Raw genomic sequence first — 17,273 nt, 5'->3', positions numbered from 1 at the left:
AAGGGGTGAGCATGAAGGTGCGATGGGCACCGCTGGTGCTCGCGGTGGTTCTGGCGGCCGTCGTGTCCTGCCGGGGCGAGGTCGCTCCGCCGCGAGCCCCGGAACGGGCCGCGGAGACCGCCGCCCGAGGGCTGCCAAAGGCCGATCCGGTGTCGATCGACGTGCCGGAGATCGAGGCGAAGTCCAGCCTGATCCCGCTGGGGCTCAACGGGGACAACACCATCGAGGTGCCGCCGGTGACCCGGCCGATGCAGGCGGGCTGGTACGTGCACGGGCCGACACCGGGGGAAATCGGGCCTTCGGTGATCCTCGGGCACGTGGACGGGAACAAGCAGAAGGGCATCTTCTTCCGGCTGAAGGAACTGACGCCCGGCGACAAGGTCTCGATCACCCGCAAGGACGGCGTGACGGTCGAGTTCGCGGTCACGAGGGTCGAGCGGGTGGCGAAGGACGAGTTCCCCACCGACGCCGTCTACGGCGACACAACCGAGCCGGAACTGCGGCTCATCACCTGCGGCGGAGTGTTCGACAAGGCGTCGCGCAACTATCTCGACAACGTCATCGTGTTCGCCCGGATGATCTCGTCCCCGTAGCGCGTGAAGGCCCGCAACCGAGGGAAGGGGCCTTCACGCGCAAAGCGGCGGGTCAGTCTTCGTCGACCCAGTCGAAGGTCTTCGTGACCGCCTTCTTCCAGTTCCGGTACTCGGATTCGCGGCGGGCCTCGTCCATCGACGGGTCCCACTGCTTGTCCTGCGCCCAGTTGTTGCGGATGTCGTCCTCGCTCTCCCAGAACCCCACGGCGAGCCCGGCCGCGTAGGCGGCGCCGAGCGCGGTGGTCTCGTTGACCACCGGCCGGATCACGGGCACGCCGAGGATGTCGGCCTGGAACTGCATGAGCAGTTCGTTGACGACCATCCCGCCGTCGACCTTCAGCGACTTCAGCGGGACGCCGGAGTCGGCGTTCATCGCGTCGATCACCTCGCGCGACTGGAACGCCGTCGCCTCCAAGACCGCCCGCGAGATGTGCCCCTTGTTGACGAACCGGGTGAGTCCGACGATCGCGCCGCGGGCGTCGGAGCGCCAGTACGGCGCGAAGAGACCCGAGAACGCCGGTACGAAGTACGCGCCACCGTTGTCCTCGACGGTGCGGGCGTGCTGCTCGACCTCGGCTGCCGAACCGATCAGGCCGAGGTTGTCGCGCAGCCACTGCACGAGCGAACCGGTGACCGCGATCGAGCCTTCGAGCGCGTACACCGTGTCGTTCGAGCCGATCTTGTAGCAGACCGTGGTGAGCAGCCCGTTGTCCGACATGACCTTCTCGGTGCCGGTGTTGAGCAGCATGAAGTTGCCGGTGCCGTAGGTGTTCTTCGCTTCACCCGGCGAGAGGCACGCCTGCCCGAAGGTCGCCGCCTGCTGGTCGCCCAGGATGCCCGAGATCGGAACTCCGGCCAGCGCCCCCTTCTCCCGGACCTTGCCGTAGGTCTCCGACGACGACCGGATCTCCGGCAGCATCGACAGCGGGATCGTCATCTCTTCGGCGATCTCGGCGTCCCAGGTCAGCGTGTCGAGGTCCATCAGCATGGTCCGCGACGCGTTGGTCGGATCGGTGACGTGCACGCCGCCGTCGACCCCGCCGGTCATGTTCCACAGCACCCAGGTGTCCATGTTGCCGAAGATCAAGTCGCCGGCTTCGGCCTTCGCGCGGGCGCCGTCAACGTTGTCGAGGATCCACTTGATCTTCGGGCCGGAGAAGTAGGTCGCCAGCGGCAGGCCCACCTTCGCGCGGTAACGCTCCTGCCCACCGCCGAGCGCGCCCAGGTCGCTGACGATCTTGTCGGTGCGGGTGTCCTGCCACACGATCGCGTTGTACACCGGCTTGCCGGTGGTGCGGTCCCAGACCAGCGTGGTCTCGCGCTGGTTGGTGATGCCGACCGCGACGATGTCGCTCGCGACCAGGTCCCCCTTGGCCAGCGCGCCCGCGGCGACGGCCCGCGTGTTCTCCCAGATCTCTTCGGCGTTGTGCTCGACCCAGCCCGCCTTCGGGAAGATCTGCTCGTGTTCCCGCTGGTCGACGGCGGCCACCCGGCCGGAGTGGTCGAAGATCATGCAGCGGGTCGACGTGGTGCCCTGGTCGATCGCGGCTACGTACGAAGTCATCGAAAACTCCAGTCTCAGGTGAGGTTGTGGACGGCGAGGAAGAGCAGGGCGGCCAGGGCACCGCCGGCCAGCGGGCCGGCGACCGGGACCCAGGAGTAGCCCCAGTTCGGGTTGGCCTTGTTCTTGATGGGCAGCAGGAACGCGTACGCGATGCGGGGGCCGAGGTCTCGGGCCGGGTTGATGGCGTAACCGGTCGGACCACCGAGGGACTGGCCGATGACCAGCACGACGAACGCTACACCCGCGTAACCGAGCGCGGAGTTGCCGAAGTTCGGCGTGCCGCCCTCGGCGGTCGCGTTGGCGTAGACCGGGCTGAGCAGGATCCACGCGACCAGCACGAAGGTGCCGATGATCTCGGTGACGAGGTTCCACGCCTTGTTCGGGATCTGCGGCGCGGTCGAGAAGATGCCGAGCGTCTCGTCGCGCTGCGGGTGGTCGTCGAACTGCAGCTTGTAGGCGGCCCAGCAGAGCACGGCGCCGAGGATCGCGCCGACCAGCTGCCCGGCGAAGTAGATCGGGACGTCCGCCCACTTCGTCTTGTCCGCGATGGCGAGGCCCAGTGTCACCGCGGGGTTCAGGTGCGCGCCGCTCGGCGCGGCGATGCTGGCACCGGCGAAGACCGCGAACGCCCACCCGAAGGTGATCATCACGACGCCACCGTTGTGGCCGTTGTTCTTCCGCAACACGTGGTTGGCGACCACGCCGTTACCCAACAGGATCAGGACCGCCGTTCCCAGCAGTTCCCAGACGAATATGGCTCCTGCACTCACCGCTTGACCTCCACTTTGGACATTCCGCGCAGGGTCGAACACGGTGTGCTACGGCGCCCTTGCCGACCCACGTCCGTGGCACGTTACCGTCGCGTATTTGTTCCTTCCAGGCGTCGCGGGAACCAATCCTTCCAAGATCGACGAGGGTTACGCCACACGTGTCACCCGCATAACGGACCGGTCGCGGCCGATCGTGCGATGCTGGAGCCACAGCGGCACCAAGGAGGAATGTCACGTGGCAAGCTCTCAGCGCGAAGCCGAAAACAGCCCCGCCAGGCTGGGACCGCTCAAGCGGGAAGAGTCTTGGCAGCGGCTGGGTGAGGACAAGTTCGACCTCGTCGTCATCGGCGGCGGAGTGGTCGGGGCGGGCACGGCGCTCGACGCCGCGACACGCGGCCTGCGGGTCGCCCTCGTCGAAGCGCGCGACCTCGCCTCGGGCACGTCGAGCCGCTCCAGCAAGCTCTTCCACGGCGGGCTCCGTTACCTCGAACAGCTGGAATTCGGTCTGGTGCGGGAAGCTCTGCGGGAACGCGAGCTGATGCTGACGACGATCGCCCCGCATCTGGTGAAGCCGGTCAGCTTCCTGTACCCGCTGACCCACCGGGTCTGGGAGCGTCCGTACACCGCGGCCGGTCTGCTGATGTACGACACGATGGGCGGTGCGCGGTCGGTCCCCGGCCAGAAACACCTGAGCCGCGCGGGCGCGCTGCGGATGGTCCCGGCGCTGAAGCGGTCCGCGTTGATCGGCGGGATCCGTTACTACGACGCGCAAGCCGACGACGCGCGCCACACGATGACCGTCGCCCGCACCGCCGCGCACTACGGCGCCGTGGTGCGCACCTCCACCCAGGTGGTCGGTTTCCTCCGCGAGGCGGACCGCATTTCCGGGGTTCGCGTGCGCGACGTCGAGGACGGCCGCGAGACCGACATCCACGCCTCCGCGGTGGTCAACTGCACCGGCGTGTGGACCGACGAGCTGCAGCGCCTTTCCGGTGGCCGCGGCCGGTTCCGGGTGCGGGCGAGCAAGGGTGTGCACATCGTCGTCCCGCGCGACCGGATCGTCTCGGAATCGGGCATGATCCTGCGCACCGAGAAATCCGTGCTGTTCGTCATCCCGTGGCGCAACCACTGGATCGTCGGGACCACCGACACCGACTGGAACCTCGACCTCGCGCATCCCGCCGCGACGAAGCACGACATCGACTACCTCCTGGAACACGTCAACACCGTGCTCGCGACACCGCTGACGCACGACGACATCGAAGGCGTTTACGCGGGGCTGCGGCCTTTGCTCGCAGGGGAAAGCGAAGAGACGTCGAAGCTTTCGCGTGAGCACGCGGTCGCGCGCGTCGCGCCGGGGCTGGTCGCGATCGCGGGCGGCAAGTACACGACGTACCGGGTGATGGCGGCCGACGCCGTCGACGCCGCGGCCGTCGATCTTCCCGGCAGGCCGCAGTCGTCCATCACGGACAAGGTGCCGCTGCTGGGCGCGGACGGGTACCACGCGCTGGTGAACCAGGCCGACCACCTGGCCGGCGAGCACGGGCTGCACCCGTACCGCGTGCGTCATCTGCTCGACCGGTACGGCTCGATGGTGCACGAGGTCCTCGCACTCGGCGAAGGACGTCCGGAACTGCTGAAGCCGCTGGAGCACGCTCCGGACTACCTCGGTGTCGAGGTCGTCTACGCGGCCAGCCACGAGGGCGCGCTTCATCTGGAAGACGTGCTCGCGCGCCGGACGCGGATCTCGATCGAGTACGCGCACCGCGGCGTCGACTGCGCCGCGCAGGTCGCCACGCTGGTGGGCGAAGTGCTCGGCTGGTCGAAGGACGAGGAGAAACGCGAAGTCGAGGTGTACAAGGCGCGGGTCGACGCGGAACGGAAGTCCCAGTCGCAGCCGAGCGACGAGGCCGCCGACGCGTTGCGCTCGGCCGCGCCGGAAGCGCGCTCGGGGATCATCGAACCGGTGAGTTGATCGTCCCTGCCGCGTGGTGTGCCACGCGCGCAGGGATCGTTGCCTGATCCGGTGAATCTGGCATAGCGTCGGCCGTCCCAGCCCGCGCGGCCGAAGGCCCCGCTATCGCGGTGGCAGGGCCCTTGTCCGCGAACGGGAAAAGTTTGATCAGCGCCCTGCCGACGTCGATCGCGGCCGCGGGCTCTTTGATCAGGCACAGAGACGGAAGGCGGCCTTGTGGTGTTTCTCGACTCGTCGACGTGGACGGACCGGATCTTCGCCGGCGGTGCCTGGGTGCCCGGCACCGGCGGCACCCGGAAGGTCACGGAGCCCGCGACCGGAGCGGTGCTGGGAAGCATTGGGATCGCCTCGGCCGAAGACGCCGCGAAGGCGGCGGAAACGGCGGCCGAGGCGCAGCGGGCTTGGGCGGCGACACCGCACGTCCAGCGGGCCGCCGTCCTGCGCAAGGCCGCCCGGCTGTGGTCGGAGTACGCCGACGAGATCCGCTGGTGGAACGTCCGCGAGGTCGGCGCCGTGCCGGGAGTCGCGGGCTTTTCGCTGCACGTCGCGGAGCAGGAGTGCTACGAAGCGGCGGCTCTGCCCGGACGCCCGTACGGCGAACTCCTGCCGAGCGAAGAGCCGCGCCTCTCGATGGCGCGCCGCGTGCCGGCCGGTGTGGTCACGGTGATCTCGCCGTTCAACATGCCGATCATCCTCGGCATCCGCTCGGTCGCACCGGCGCTCGCGCTGGGGAACGCGGTCATCCTGAAGCCGGATCCGCGTACCGCCGTCACCGGTGGCGTGGTCCTCGCGCGGATCTTCGAGGAAGCCGGCCTGCCGCCGGGGGTGCTCCAGATGCTGCCGGGCGGCGCGGACGTCGGCGAGACGCTGGTGACGCATCCGGCCGTCCGGGTCATCTCGTTCACCGGGTCGACCGGCGCCGGGCGCAAGGTCGGCGAACTCGCCGGGAAGCACCTGAAGCGGGCACATCTGGAGCTGGGCGGGAACTCCGCGCTCATCGTGCTCGACGACGCGGACGTCGACGAGGCCGCCGGGGTCGCCGCGTTCGGCTCGTTCTTCCACCAGGGCCAGATCTGCATGACCACCGGACGGCACCTGGTGCACGAGCGGCTCTACGACGACTTCGTCGAGCGGCTGGCGGCGAAGGCGGCGGCGTTGCGGGTGGGCGACCCGGCGCGGGACGAGGTCGCGCTCGGGCCGATCATCGACGCCGGGCAGCGGGACAAGATCCACGAGCTGGTCACGGCCAGCGTCGCGGCGGGGGCGCGGGTCGCCGCCGGCGCCGAGTACGACCGGCTGTTCTACGCCGCGACGGTGCTCGCCGACGTGCCGTCGACGGCGCCCGCGGTCGCCGAGGAGATCTTCGGCCCGGTCGCGCCGGTCGTGCGGTTCTCCGACGCGGAGGAGGCCGTCCGTCTCGCGACGGCGAGCGAGTACGGGCTGTCGCTGGGGATCGTCACGCGCGATGTCCTCAAAGGACTGGAGCTGGCCGACCGCGTCCCGACCGGGATCGTGCACATCAACGACCAGACGGTCAGCGACGAGGCGAACAGCCCCTTCGGCGGCGTCGCCGCTTCGGGCACCGGAAGCCGCTTCGGCGGCGCGGCGGCGAACATCGAGGCGTTCACCGAGACGCGGTGGGTCACCGTCCGGAACCCGCCGCCCACCTACCCCTTCTGACCCGCCCGCATTCAGTCCTCTGGATGCGGTAGTTCGGATTGCCAACGACCGCATTTCGTCCTCTGAATGCGGTAGTTCGTGTCGCGTACTGCCGCATTCAGAGGACGAAATGCGGGGGAGGCTCAGGCGGTGCGGCGCCAGCGGATGAGGCGTTCCCCGGTCGGGGCCGGCTCGAGTTCGGGCCCGACCAGGGTGAACCCGCATTTGCGGGCGACCGAAGCGGACACCTCGTTGGTCTCTTCGTAGCGGTAGCTGACCTCGCGCAGGCCGAGCCCGCCGAAGCCGAAGCGCAGGGCCGCGTTGAGCGCGGTGCTCGCGACCCCCTTGCCCCGCGACGCCGCGCGCACCCAGACCGACGCCTCCGCGTACCCGGCGTCGAGATCCAGGTCCCGCAGGCCGACCTCGCCCAGCAGATCCCCGGTCGTCGGCGCGGCCACCGCCCACGAACAGCGCTCGTCACCCGCCCACTGGGCGGCGCGCAGCGCGACGTACTCGGTCGCCTCGTCGAGGTCCCGCAAGCGATAGTTCAGGACGTACTTACGGTGCGTCGGATCGGCGAAGGCCGCGACCAGCGCCGGACGGTCGTCGAGGGCCTTGTCCGCCCGCAGCTGCCGCAGGTAGTACTCGCCCGCGTTGATCTCCACCGGTTCCACCCTTCGAGGGTAGCCAGACCGGGGTGGCCCGCATACGGACCACCCCGGCCGGAGATCACCGCACGTAGCGCCAGACCACCGGCGTGCCGCCCTCGTCCAGCGGCTTGTTCGACGTGATTCCCGCGATCGTCCCGTCGTCCGAGACGACCCGGCTCTGCGCCCGTCCGAAACCCGCCGGGGTCGGCAACGCCCCGGACCGCTCGGTGCCCTGCCAGGTCACCGAGCGGTTCATGATCGGCTCGGGGGCAGGCTCCAGCCCGGTCGTGAGCCCGTGCGAGTTGAGATCGACGCCGTACACGCCACCGGGCAGCGCCTCGGCGGTGGTCGGCGTGCTCCACACGAACGCCTGCGAATCCTGGATCGCCGGGTCGTAGGCGCTACCGGCGATCCGGCCGTCCTCGATGGCCCTCACGGTCACGGAATCGTATCCGGCGGGAGCGGTGACCTCGGTGAGGTCGCCGTTCTTCCACACGAATCCGCCGTTGTAGAGACGGCTCAGCAGGACCGTGCCGTCGTCGTCGATGTCGGTCGCCAGCAGGCCGGCCGGGAGCAGTTCGGGACCGGACGAGGTGGCGGTGGCCCGCCACAGCACCGCGCGGGTGCCGTCCGGATCGTCCTTCTTGTGGGCGTTGCCGACCACGTCACCCTGGTCGTTGACGGCCACGCCGTAGACGTAGGAGAACCCCGCCGGGACCGGGAGGACCCGGAACCCGTTCGCGTCGAGGACGAACGGCCTGGTCTCCCCGGTGTCGTAGTCGGACGCGTCGCCCACCACCGTGCCGGACCCGTTCTGGTCCCAGGCCATCGCCCATTCGTATCCGGCCGGTACCCCGTGGACGGTCGGCGCGCCGTTCTTCCAGGTGACGATCTGCGAGGTCCCGCCGATGGGGAAGGCGCCCGCGTAGCCACCGTGCCCGTCCGCTCCGGTGACGAAGCCCCGCGAAAGTTCGCTGCCCGCGGGCAATGTCAGGAAGGTGGCCTCCCAGTGCCCTTCCGCCGCGTTCGCGGGCACGGCGCCCAACGCGGTCATCCCGATGGTGGTGGCGGCGAGAAGGACCCCCGCGCGCATTCTGGACTTGACGATCATGTTCGTCCCCATTTCCCCAGATCTGTACCGAGGGAACGCGCGAACCGGGCTTTCGGTTGCCTAGCGGCGACGGCTCATGATCAGCGCGACCGCCAGCGGCAGCAGGAAGACGAGGAACGTCCCGCGGGTGAAGAAGAACAGCGCGATCGCGACCGCCGCGGCTATCGGTACTGCGCTGGCCGTCAGCCATTTGGACGGCTGGACCTCGTTCTTCGCGGACGCCTGCGCGACACCGGGCATCGGGGGCAGGGGGAGCAGCGCGCTGGGGCGGGGCGAGGGCAGGTCGGTGAACAGCGGTTCGAGCTCGCTGGCCATCCTCGCCGCGCTGATCTTCGCCGACCGCGTCCCGAACTCGTCGAGGTCGAGTCTGCCGGTGCGGACATGCTCCTCCAGCGCTTCGAGCGCGTCTTGGCGTTCGGCGTCGCTCAGCCGCATGTCCGGTCTCTCGGCACTCACGTCCCGAGTCTACGGGCGGATCAGCCGTCCAGCTCCCGTCGGCGCTGCTTGCCGAGCTTCTTGTGGGAGTTCTCCCAGCCTTTGCCCCAGATGCTCTCGCCGACGGCGCTGATCCCGATCGGGACGAGGATGAACCACCAGGTGAGGTCGGTGGTGACGATGAGCACGATGGTGGCGATGAACAGGATCGGCAGGAGCGCGCTCATGACGCGCTGCACCGGGGAGATGCCCGCCCACGGCGACGCCGGTTTCTCCGGTTCGCTCACGGCGGTCCTGGGCGTGTCGTAGCGCGGATGCGGTTCCGGCAGGTCGGCGAAGACCTCGGCCAGGTCGCCGCGTGTCTTGGCGGCGGTGATCCGGGCGGACCGCTCGCCGAACTCGTCGATGTCGATCCTGCCGGCGCTCATGTGCTCGCCGAGCGCGGTCAGCGCGGACTCGCGATCCTGATCACTGATCCGCAGCCGCGGAGACGGAACCTCGCTCACCCCTCCGATGGTAGGCCGGGCGAGGCCTCGTCAACCACGACATCCGTCAGTCTTTTCGCACTGGCGCAAAGGTGTTGTAGCGGTCGTGCCGTGCCCTTCACCCTGGTCACGCGTCCGGGAATCGGGCGTGATCGAGAGAGGGGGGACCTCATGCGGAAGTTCATCACCAAGGTCGCGCTGGTGGCCGGGATCGCGGTCGCCGCGCTGCCGGTCGGCGTGGCGTCGGCAAGCGCCACGACCTCGCCGGGGGGCGATGCCGAGGTGCGCGGCGGCTGCTTGGGCAAGATCTGCGGCACGGTGCTCAACAAGTCCGGCCACGACATCTGGGCGATCCGCACGTTCGACTCGAACGGGCCGAAGCCCGGCACCGAGTGGCGGCGGCTCAAGCCCGGCCAGAAGACCCCGAAGAACCAGGACTGGGACGGCGTCTACGTCGAGTGCAAGGCCAAGGGCACGCTGTCTACCTGGACCTTCCCCGGATTCTGGTGGGACGAGGACTGGAAGGGCAAGGCGGGCTGGTGGTACAAGATCAGTACCGACCAGGACATCCACGTGGAGAAGCAGTACTGCTGATCCGCCGGTCCCGGTGAGTCCACAGTGGACTCACCGGGAACGCGGTCAGTCCTTCAGTTCGAACAGCTGGGTGCCCTGCGTCACCGCGGCGCCGACCTCGACCGCGAGGCCGGTGACCGTGCCCGCCTTGTGCGCGGTGACCGGGTTCTCCATCTTCATCGCTTCGAGCACGACGACCAGCTCGCCCGCTTCGACGTGCTGGCCCTCTTCGACGGCGACCTTGACGATGGTGCCCTGCATCGGCGCGGTGACCGCGTCGCCGCTCACCGCCGCCTTGGTGCCGCCCGCGCGCTTGCGCGGCTTGGCCTTCACGGCCGTCCCGCCGCCACCGGCGTCGAGCGAGAAACCGCCGGGGAGCGACACTTCGAGACGGCGGCCGCCGACCTCGACGACGACGTTCTGACGCGGCGGCTCTTCCTCGGCCTCGGCCGCTTCCGGCGCCACGAACGGCTCGATGGTGTTCTCGAACTCGGTCTCGATCCAGCGGGTGTGCACGCTGAACCCGTTCTCGTCGCCGACGAAGGCCGGGTCGTTCACGATCACGCGGTGGAACGGCAGGACCGTCGCCATCCCGTCGGCGACCATCTCGGCCAGCGCGCGGCGGCTGCGCTCGAGCGCGTTCTGCCGGTCCGAGCCGGTGACGATCAGCTTCGCGAGCATCGAGTCGAACTGGCCGCCGATCACGCTGCCGGACTCGACACCCGAGTCGACACGGACGCCGGGGCCGCTCGGTGCGACGAACTTCGTCACAGTGCCGGGCGCCGGCAGGAAACCGCGGCCGGCGTCCTCACCGTTGATGCGGAACTCGATCGAGTGGCCGCGCGGTTCCGGGTCCTCGGTGATGCGCAGCTTCTCGCCGCGCGCGATACGGAACATCTCGCGCACGAGGTCGAGGCCCGTGGTCTCCTCGGACACCGGGTGCTCGACCTGCAGCCGCGTGTTGACCTCGAGGAACGAAATCGTGCCGTCGACGGCGACGAGGTACTCGACGGTCCCGGCGCCGTAGTAGCCGGCTTCCTTGCAGATCGCCTTCGCGGATTCGTGGATGCGCTTGCGCTGCTCGTCGGTCAGGTACGGCGCGGGTGCCTCCTCGACCAGCTTCTGGTGGCGGCGCTGCAGCGAACAGTCGCGGGTGCCGACGACGATGGCGTTGCCGTGCTGGTCGGCGAGGACCTGCGCCTCGACGTGGCGCGGCTTGTCCAGGTAGCGCTCGACGAAGCATTCGCCGCGGCCGAAGGCGGAGATCGCCTCGCGCGTCGCGGATTCGAAGAGCTCCGGGATCTCCTCGCGGGTGCGGGCGACCTTCAGGCCGCGGCCGCCGCCGCCGAACGCGGCCTTGATCGCGACCGGCAGGCCGTGCTCGTCGGCGAAGGCGACGATCTCGTCGGCGTTCGCGACGGGGTCCTTCGTACCGGGCACGAGCGGAGCCCCGGCGCGCAGCGCGATATGGCGTGCGGTGACCTTGTCGCCGAGGTCGCGAATGGACTGCGGGCTCGGCCCGATCCAGGTGAGCCCGGCGTCGATCACGGCTTGGGCGAAGTCCGCGTTCTCGGAAAGGAACCCGTAGCCGGGGTGGACCGAGTCCGCGCCCGACCTCTTGGCGGCGTCGAGCAGCTTGTCGAAGACGAGGTAGCTCTCGGCCGCGGTGGTGCCGCCGAGGGCGAAGGCCTCGTCCGCGAGACGGACGTGGGGTGCGTCGCGGTCCGGGTCGGCGTAGACGGCCACGCTGGTCAGCCCGGCGTCCTTCGCCGCCCTGATCACCCGTACCGCGATCTCCCCGCGGTTCGCGATCAGGATCTTGGTCACCGGACCACCTGTGCCGGCCTGCTCGGTCACGCCGTACCTCCTGCGTTCGCACGTCGGGCCGCCCCGATGCGGCTCCGCAGCAGTTTACGGAAGTTCCCGCCCCGATTAGTGAGAGCAAGGCCACCCAGTGACCTTCGTTTATACCAGCGCGGGGCGGTGCCGCAGTTCTTCTGGAAGGTCGGAATCGAGCATGATCAGGTCGTACGGCTGGGCCTGGTGGACCCGGCCGAGGTGCTCGGATTTGACCAGTGCCCACGGCTGGTGCGGACCGCAGCACTCGACCAGTCGCTGCACGGAACTGAAGGCGATCAGCGCCATCCGGCCGTCCTTGGTCGGGCGGAGTTCGATCTCCGCGCTCGTGTAGTCCTTCGGCTTTTTCGCCGTGGGGAGGAACAGTGCGGTGGGCAGTCCGGGGTTCGTCACAGGAACAACATAGACGTGCACTCTGCGCTAGATCACTTACGCTCTCGGATATGCGGACTCAGGAAGCACGGGCGCCGCGATCCGTGCTGCTCACCGCGCTGCTGGCGGTGGTGGTGACGGCAGGCGTGATCGTGGCCGTGATCCTGCTCCGCCCCGCCGCTCCCGTGCCCACCGGTGACCCCGGCGTGCCTCCGGTGTCCGATGCCGCCCCGAGCGCGCCCGGCGTCAACTGCGGCGACGCCGCCTGCCGGGAGATCAGCGCGATGACCGTCGGCGGGCTGCCCGTCGTGCTGCTGGCCGACGACGCGGGGAAGCAGGGTGTGGTCCGGATCGGGTCGGACACCGTGTACCCGCTGATCGTCAACGACATGGGGGTCACCCTGAAGAGCGATTCTCTGCGCTGTGTCGACGGCACGACGCCGGTGTGCCTGGTGCGTGGCGAAGTGGGCGGTGGCTCGGCGGGCGAGTTGTTCGTCGCGCGCGGCGAGATCTGGCGGGACACCGGGAAGCCTTATTTCTCCGACGCCGGGACGGTCGCCCTGCACGATGTGACCGCCGACGGGATCGCGGACGTCATCGTCGTGCGGCACGAATGCCCCGGCGCGCAGTCCGGCTCGGCGCGGTGCCAGGCGGCGCCGGTGCTCGCGGAGGTCTACGACGTCGCTCGCGGCTCGGTGGGCTGCACGCGCCGGTACACCGCGCCGTCGGAGCTGAGGGGATGGCCGGATGTGCGGCTGACGAAGGCGGATCTGAGGGCCTGCCCCTGAGGGGGAGCAAGGGACCTTTGCTACCACTTCTCTTGACGTTGAGAGAAGTGGTAGCAAAGGTCCCTTGCTCACTTTTCGCAGGTGGCTGCCGGTCCTCGGAGCATGAAGTCCGTGAAGGCCTCCTTCACTACCGTGAGGGTAGGGAAGGAGGCCTTCACGGACTTAAAGAACCTCAAGCACCCGCGTCAGCAGGCTCCTTCGCGGTGGTAGTAGCCGCTTCGCCGTCGGGGGTGGGCGAAGGGTCCGTCGGCGAGTTGAGCACGTCGTCGTCCAGCAGGCCTTCGCCGCGCGCGACGACCACCGGCACGACGATCTGGCCCGCGACGTTGGTCGCGGTCCGCATCATGTCCATGATCGGGTTCACCGAGTAGATCAGCGCGATCCCGAGCGCCACCTGCTGCGCGTCGAGCCCGATGAACGCGGTGGTCAGGGTCAGCGCGGTCAGCCAGCCGGTGGTGCCCGCGGTGGCCAGCGCGCCGAGCACGGCGACCACGACGATCCCGACGTACTGCCAGATGTTCAGCGAGACGCCGGACAGGTTCGCGATGAAGATGGCGCCGATCGCGGGGAACACCGCGGCGCAGCCGTCCATCTTCGTGGCGCTGCCCAGCGGAGTCGCGAAGGCGGCGTACGCGGGCTGGACGCCCAGGTTCACGGCGGACTGCCGGGTGAGGGGTAGCGTCGCGGCCGAAGACTGCGAAGCGAACGCGAACTGGATCGCCGTGCCTGCCTTGGAGAAGAACGTCAGCGGGCTGACCTTCGCCACGAACTGCAGCAGGATCGGGTAGACCACCAGCAGCACCAGCAAGCAGCCGACGTACACCGCGAGAGTGGTGGACAGCAGCGGCCGGAACAGGGCGTCACCGTAGTTCGAGACGGCGGCGCCGATCAGGCCGATGATGCCGATCGGGGCAAGCCGGACAACCCAGCCGAGGTAGCGCTGGATGATCTCGAAGACGCTGGTGGTGAAGTCGACGAACGGCTTGGCCTTGTCGCCGAGGCTGTAGGCGGCCGCGCCGATGATCACGGCGAGGAACAGCACCTGAAGTGTCGAGCCCTCGGTGAAGGCCGCGAAGAAGTTCTTCGGCAGGAAGCCTTCGATGAAGGCACTCCAGGAGCCCCAGTTGTCGACGCTCTTGGTGGCCTTGTCCGCGTTCTTCGCCGTCGCGGCGACGCCTTCGCCGAGGCCGCCGCTGCCGGGGTTGAACAGTTTCGCGACCGCGATGCCGATCAGCGACGCGATGAACGAGGTGATCGCGAACCACAGGACGGTCTTGCCGCCCAGCCGCGCGGCCTTCTTGCCGCCGCCGAGATTGCGCAGGCTGTTGATGCCGACCACGATCGCGGTGAAGACCAGCGGGATCACCGCGATTTGCAGCAGCGTCGTGAAGATCGTGCCGATCTGGTCGAGCAGGTCGGTCAGCCAGCTCGCCTCGGTCGTCCTGGCGAGCACGCCGAGCAGGGCGCCCACGACGAGCGAGCCGAGGACCGCCGCCGCGAAGACCCTTGGCCTTGTGTAGGTCCGAATGAAAGACACGGGGCGACTCCGGTGCGTGAAGGTTTCCTGATTTCCCGAACGTGAAGAACGTTCGACGAGGCAGGACTCTTCCGGATCACCCGATCGTGTGGGAGCCGTCTCAGGATGCGGGACGCGTCCACAGCTCGATGACGCTCACGCCGACCTCGGCCAGCAAACGCCGGGTCAGCGGCAGGCTGATGCCGATGACGCTCGAGAAATCGCCGTCGATTCCCTCGATGAACCAGCCGCCGAGCCCGTCGAGCGTGAAGCCGCCGGCCACCTGAAGCGGCTCACCGGAAGCGATGTACGCCTCGATCTCTTCTTGTGAAGGTGTACCGAAGCGAACAGTGGTGCCTTCGGTTCCAGACGCTTCTTTCGTCTTCACGCCGTTTTCGACGCGAATGATCGCGTGGCCGGTCAGGAGTTCGCCGGTTTTGCCCGCCATTGACGCCCAGCGCTCGCGCGCGGCTTCCGGCGTGATCGGTTTCCCGACCATCTCACCGTTGATCGACAGCATCGAGTCGCAACCCACGATGACCATGTCGCCGTGCCCGCCGAGCGTCTCGAAAACCGTTTCGGCTTTCGCGGCGGCGAGCGCGCGGACCAGCTCCTCGGGAGCCGGATCGGTCAGGGACGCGGCGACGGCGTCCTCGTCGACGCCGGACACGACGACGCTCGGGTCGAAGCCGGCGGAACGCAGGACGCCGAGGCGGGCGGGGGACTGGGAAGCGAGGACGAAACGCACCTGAGGAAGGTACTCGACGGCCCGCTGTTGCCTAATTGTGACCTGGGACACCCGAACGTGGAGCTAGTTTGTTGTGGCGCGCAACATATGGATTGTCCGAGCTACGGAGGAACCAATGTCGTCCCGCCTCCGCGTCAGAAGATCACTTCGCACGACGCAAACCACAGTGCTCGCAGGGCTGCTCCTGGCCGGTTCGGCCCTGGCGCCGATGGCGTCCGCCGCCCCGGGGCCGGTCTACAAGAATCCCCACGCCTCGACCTCCGCGCGGGTGAACGACCTGCTCAAGCGGATGAGCCTCGACGACAAGATCGGCCAGATGACCCAGGCCGAACGCGGCGCGGTCACCCCCGAACAGGCCGCCGCGCTCAAACTGGGGTCCCTGCTCTCCGGCGGCGGCTCGGTACCCGCCAGCAACACACCGAACGGGTGGGCCGACATGGTCGACTCGTACCAGAAGGCGGCGATTTCGACGCCGCTCGGCATCCCCACGCTCTACGGCGTCGACGCCGTGCACGGCCACAACAATGTCTACGGCGCGACGATCTTCCCGCACAACATCGGCCTCGGTGCGGCCAACAATCCGCGCCTGGTCGAGAAGATCGGCCGCGCGACGGCGCTGGAAGTCGCCGGAACCGGCCCGCAGTGGGACTTTTCGCCGTGCCTGTGCGTCGCACGTGACGATCGCTGGGGCCGGACCTACGAATCCTTCGGCGAATCGCCGCGCGACGCCATCGCCAACGCCTCGGCCATCACCGGTCTCCAAGGGCGCAGACTCGGCGAGAAACCGGGATCGGTGCTCGCGACGGCGAAGCACTACGTCGGCGACGGCGGTACGACGAACGGCGTCGACCAGGGCAATACCGAGATCGGCGAACGCGAACTGCGTCAGATCCACCTGCCGCCGTTCCGGGAGGCGATCGACCGCGGCGTCGGCTCGGTGATGATCTCGTTCTCCAGCTTCCAGGGTGTGCGCATGCACGCCGAGAAGTACCTCATCACCGACGTCCTCAAGCGGGAACTGCGGTTCTCCGGCCTGGTGATCTCGGACTACAACGCGATCAACCAGATCGACGGCAAGGAAGGCTTCACCCCCGAAGAGGTGCGGCTCTCGGTCAACGCGGGCATCGACATGTTCATGGTCCCGTGGGACGCGCCGCAGTTCATCTCCTATCTCAAGGCCGAAGTCGAAGCCGGCCGTGTCTCCCGCGACCGGATCGACGACGCGAACCGCCGCATCCTGGCGCAGAAGTTCAAGCTCGGCCTGTTCGAGCGCCCGTACACCGACCGTTCGCTCCAGAAGACGTTCGGCGGCAAGGAACACCGCGAACTGGCCAGGCAGGCCGTCCGCGAATCCCAGGTGCTGCTGAAGAACGACGGTGTGCTGCCACTGGCGAAGAAGAACAACAAGATCTTCGTCGCGGGCAAGAACGCGAACGACATCGGAAACCAGGCGGGCGGCTGGACGCTCACCTGGCAAGGCCAGAGCGGCCCGGTGATCCCGGGCACGACCATCCTCGACGGGATCAAGTCGGGGGCGGGGAAGGGAACCACGGTGACCTATGACCGTGCGGGTAACGGAATCGACGGCAGCTACCAGGTCGCCGTCGCCGTGGTGGGCGAAACGCCGTACGCCGAAGGGCAGGGAGATCGTCCGAACGGCTTCGGGCTCGACGCGGAAGACCTCGCCACGATCGCCAAATTGAAGGCTTCCGGGGTCCCGGTCGTCGCGGTGACCGTGTCCGGGCGCCCGCTCGACATCGCTCCGCAACTGGCGCAGTTCGACGGGCTTCTCGCCGCCTGGCTTCCGGGCAGCGAAGGCGCCGGTGTCGCCGATGTCCTGTACGGCGACTACGACCCGACCGGGAAGCTGACGTTCAGCTGGCCGACCAGCGCGGCGCAGGAACCGGTGAACGTCGGTGACGGCAAGAAGGCGCTGTACCCGTACGGCTACGGCCTGCGGTACCGCCGCTAGCTTCCGCCCTCCCGCGGATGAGAGGAACGGTCCTTTCCTTGCGAAATTCGCAAGGAAAGGACCGTTCATCGCACTGGCGGCGGGCCCGCGAGCCGCATTCAGAGGGACTAAGGGGTCCTAACAGAATGAGTGGGCTTTGAGTCGGCGCCAGCAGATAATGGCGCAGCCGATGGTGAGGAAGGCTTCGTGGAGGTCGTCGCGGACC

At 68.5% G+C, this 17,273-nt stretch carries 16 protein-coding genes; 6 read left to right on the top strand and 10 right to left on the bottom strand.

What is annotated here, in order from left to right; genetic code table 11:
- Positions 1–11 precede the first annotated feature (11 nt).
- The gene (locus tag AC069H_RS23875; RefSeq protein WP_478233878.1) at positions 12–593 is read left to right on the top strand and encodes a class F sortase; all 582 of its coding nucleotides are present in this window, start codon (positions 12–14) and stop codon (positions 591–593) included.
- 52 nt (positions 594–645) lie between these two features.
- Here the strand turns inward: AC069H_RS23875 and glpK are convergent, their stop codons facing one another.
- Positions 646–2,157, bottom strand: coding sequence for a glycerol kinase GlpK (glpK, locus tag AC069H_RS23870; RefSeq protein ID WP_478233877.1), 1,512 nt, complete (start codon positions 2,155–2,157; stop codon positions 646–648).
- A 14-nt stretch (positions 2,158–2,171) separates the two neighbouring features.
- On the bottom strand, positions 2,172–2,927 hold the full coding sequence (locus AC069H_RS23865) for an MIP/aquaporin family protein (protein WP_478233876.1): 756 nt from the start codon (positions 2,925–2,927) through the stop codon (positions 2,172–2,174).
- A 235-nt stretch (positions 2,928–3,162) separates the two neighbouring features.
- On the opposite strand from AC069H_RS23865, the gene AC069H_RS23860 reads away from it, so the two are divergent.
- The gene (locus AC069H_RS23860; RefSeq protein WP_478233875.1) at positions 3,163–4,902 is read left to right on the top strand and encodes a glycerol-3-phosphate dehydrogenase/oxidase; all 1,740 of its coding nucleotides are present in this window, start codon (positions 3,163–3,165) and stop codon (positions 4,900–4,902) included.
- A 216-nt stretch (positions 4,903–5,118) separates the two neighbouring features.
- The gene (locus AC069H_RS23855) at positions 5,119–6,582 is read left to right on the top strand and encodes an aldehyde dehydrogenase family protein (RefSeq protein WP_478233874.1); all 1,464 of its coding nucleotides are present in this window, start codon (positions 5,119–5,121) and stop codon (positions 6,580–6,582) included.
- Between the two features lie 122 nt (positions 6,583–6,704).
- Here the strand turns inward: AC069H_RS23855 and AC069H_RS23850 are convergent, their stop codons facing one another.
- From AC069H_RS23850 to AC069H_RS23835, 4 genes are read right to left on the bottom strand one after another with little or no spacing between them, the layout of a single operon-like run.
- Positions 6,705–7,235 carry a GNAT family N-acetyltransferase gene (locus tag AC069H_RS23850; protein ID WP_478233873.1) on the bottom strand — a complete coding sequence of 177 codons (531 nt, stop codon included), beginning with the start codon at positions 7,233–7,235 and terminating at the stop codon, positions 6,705–6,707.
- A gap of 55 nt (positions 7,236–7,290) precedes the next feature.
- A complete protein-coding gene (locus AC069H_RS23845) occupies positions 7,291–8,322 on the bottom strand; it encodes a hypothetical protein (RefSeq protein WP_478233872.1) in 1,032 nt (343 codons plus the stop codon).
- Positions 8,323–8,382: 60 nt separating this feature from the next.
- Positions 8,383–8,757, bottom strand: coding sequence for a DUF1707 SHOCT-like domain-containing protein (locus AC069H_RS23840; RefSeq protein WP_034304743.1), 375 nt, complete (start codon positions 8,755–8,757; stop codon positions 8,383–8,385).
- Between the two features lie 41 nt (positions 8,758–8,798).
- Positions 8,799–9,263 (bottom strand): DUF1707 SHOCT-like domain-containing protein, encoded by a 465-nt coding sequence (locus AC069H_RS23835; protein WP_478225136.1) that lies wholly within the window; start codon positions 9,261–9,263, stop codon positions 8,799–8,801.
- A 150-nt stretch (positions 9,264–9,413) separates the two neighbouring features.
- Between AC069H_RS23835 and AC069H_RS23830 the strand changes: the two genes are divergently transcribed.
- Positions 9,414–9,836 (top strand): hypothetical protein, encoded by a 423-nt coding sequence (locus AC069H_RS23830; RefSeq protein WP_478233871.1) that lies wholly within the window; start codon positions 9,414–9,416, stop codon positions 9,834–9,836.
- 45 nt (positions 9,837–9,881) lie between these two features.
- Here the strand turns inward: AC069H_RS23830 and AC069H_RS23825 are convergent, their stop codons facing one another.
- Together AC069H_RS23825 and AC069H_RS23820 are read right to left on the bottom strand one after the other, a co-directional pair.
- Positions 9,882–11,672: an acetyl/propionyl/methylcrotonyl-CoA carboxylase subunit alpha gene (locus AC069H_RS23825; protein ID WP_478225138.1), complete on the bottom strand. Its 1,791-nt coding sequence runs from the start codon at positions 11,670–11,672 to the stop codon at positions 9,882–9,884.
- Positions 11,673–11,780: 108 nt separating this feature from the next.
- Positions 11,781–12,065, bottom strand: coding sequence for an SAV_915 family protein (locus AC069H_RS23820; protein ID WP_478225139.1), 285 nt, complete (start codon positions 12,063–12,065; stop codon positions 11,781–11,783).
- A gap of 83 nt (positions 12,066–12,148) precedes the next feature.
- Between AC069H_RS23820 and AC069H_RS23815 the strand changes: the two genes are divergently transcribed.
- The gene (locus tag AC069H_RS23815) at positions 12,149–12,832 is read left to right on the top strand and encodes a hypothetical protein (protein WP_478234048.1); all 684 of its coding nucleotides are present in this window, start codon (positions 12,149–12,151) and stop codon (positions 12,830–12,832) included.
- A gap of 172 nt (positions 12,833–13,004) precedes the next feature.
- Here the strand turns inward: AC069H_RS23815 and AC069H_RS23810 are convergent, their stop codons facing one another.
- Both AC069H_RS23810 and AC069H_RS23805 read right to left on the bottom strand, forming a co-directional pair.
- Positions 13,005–14,369 carry a dicarboxylate/amino acid:cation symporter gene (locus AC069H_RS23810; protein ID WP_478233870.1) on the bottom strand — a complete coding sequence of 455 codons (1,365 nt, stop codon included), beginning with the start codon at positions 14,367–14,369 and terminating at the stop codon, positions 13,005–13,007.
- Positions 14,370–14,469: 100 nt separating this feature from the next.
- On the bottom strand, positions 14,470–15,096 hold the full coding sequence (locus tag AC069H_RS23805; protein WP_125680147.1) for a Maf family protein: 627 nt from the start codon (positions 15,094–15,096) through the stop codon (positions 14,470–14,472).
- A 166-nt stretch (positions 15,097–15,262) separates the two neighbouring features.
- Between AC069H_RS23805 and AC069H_RS23800 the strand changes: the two genes are divergently transcribed.
- Positions 15,263–17,068: a glycoside hydrolase family 3 protein gene (locus AC069H_RS23800; protein WP_478233869.1), complete on the top strand. Its 1,806-nt coding sequence runs from the start codon at positions 15,263–15,265 to the stop codon at positions 17,066–17,068.
- The last annotated feature ends 205 nt before the right edge of the window (positions 17,069–17,273 follow it).

It is taken from the genome of Amycolatopsis sp. NPDC043887 (genome assembly GCF_056435665.1).
Note: the sequence above shows the minus strand (reverse complement) of the source record. Positions and strands in the feature narration are given on the sequence as shown.